At 34.7% G+C, this 1536-nt stretch carries 1 protein-coding gene; it reads right to left on the bottom strand.

The features are described from left to right. Window positions 1–373: 373 nt before the first annotated feature. On the bottom strand, window positions 374–946 hold the full coding sequence (locus ACFVSH_RS26490; protein WP_249595880.1) for a tyrosine-type recombinase/integrase: 573 nt from the start codon (window positions 944–946) through the stop codon (window positions 374–376). Window positions 947–1536 lie beyond the last annotated feature (590 nt).

The raw sequence follows: 1536 nt of genomic DNA on the forward strand, positions 1-1536 counted from the left end.
GTATGATAAAATCATTTATTTTCCAAGGACTTTCCAAATGCATGCAAGTACTTCACTTCCGTATGAAAAACAGCGTCCCAATTTCATTACTCGGTCCGAGCTTTGGTAATTTTCGAAACTCTCACTGAAGTCTTTTTTTCTTGTAAAAGGCGTACCCAACTCCAATCTACATCAACTAAATAAAAAAGTGTTTGCATTATGCTCCCCACTCCGCTAGTTCTGGAACGGAGAAGCTCTTCCTCTTACACCTCTCCTCAACGATACCATCCAGTTATATTGAAATAATTTCACGCTGAATACCTCCCTATTATAGGAATGTGGTAATAAATAAAAAATTGAGTAATACTGGTCGGCTATAAATCGTCCCGGTCAGTTAGTAATAGAAATCCATCAATGTTTCGTCCATTAAATCCTGTGTGAGTCCTATGTAAATCATCGTATCTTTTGGATTGGAATGATTAAGGATTTGCTGCAGTAAAGCAATATCCTTGAATTTTTGATAATGCAAATAGCCGAAAGTTTTCCGAAGGGTATGTGTACCGACATCCGGAATGTCTGCCATTTCAGCTGCTTTATTCAGCACCCGATAAGCCTGTACCCTAGTGATTGGACCATTTCCTTTTCGACTCGGAAATAAATACTGTTCATTCTTCAGGTTCGACTTCCGGACATATTTCCTTACTTCCTTCCGTAGTTGAGGATTAACCAGGAATCTCTTAATTTTATCAGTTTTTTGCTCAACAATGACTATATGCGTACCCTCAAGAATATCTTTAACCCGCAATTGTAAAAGATCCCCTATACGTAACCCAATGTTTATCCCGATTGAAAACATCATATAATCCCTATAGCTGCAATATTTTAATAATGACTTTTTCATCTTTTCTATGTGATCCAACCGGCGTATCGGCTGGACATTCTTTATTTTTTGAGAGGTTGCTTGCATGAATGGCTCATTCCCCTTTCCCCTTCTTTCATTGTACGTGAACAGGTGAAAAAAAGGCAAGTTTTATAAATTTTGATACCCTTATAAACCTTTATATAACGCGTTTTCGAATGTATCAATAGAGGTCCTTTGTTACATTCGGAATATTCTTATAAAAAAACCGAAAAATCGTTTTAAATCTACCAACCTCCATTAACCGCCTCTATAGCCTCATATGGCTTTTTTAATCCGAACTCGATTATTGACTCTAAGAAATTAAAACAACAGCTTTAAAAGTGAAATATGAAGCTCGCTTTTTGACTTTTATTATAATTTTTTATGAAAATATACGATATTAAACAAAACTGTTTTTCTTTTTTTAATATTGTCTCTTTTCTATATTAATATAAGGGAAACGCCACCGATTTCCCCTGCTAAGAAATGTCCAGCATTAATTACAATTTATTCCTGTGAGAACAAATAAAATTGGTCCCGGGATTTCTTTTCCTCATTTGTTGTTAGATTCATTTATGTTAACAATAATTATGTTATGTAAACAATTATTTTTGATAAAGAGAATCTTAGTTACTTCCCTTTTTCAAATGTACCTC

Source organism: Peribacillus sp. NPDC058002 (assembly GCF_042886655.1).
Lineage (GTDB): Bacteria > Bacillota > Bacilli > Bacillales > DSM-1321 > Peribacillus > Peribacillus aracenensis.

Excerpts from the sequence above, each read along its gene's own strand:
- ACFVSH_RS26490 (WP_249595880.1), bottom strand. The coding sequence starts at position 946 with ATGCAAGCAACCTCTCAAAAAATAAAGAATGTCCAGCCGATACGCCGG.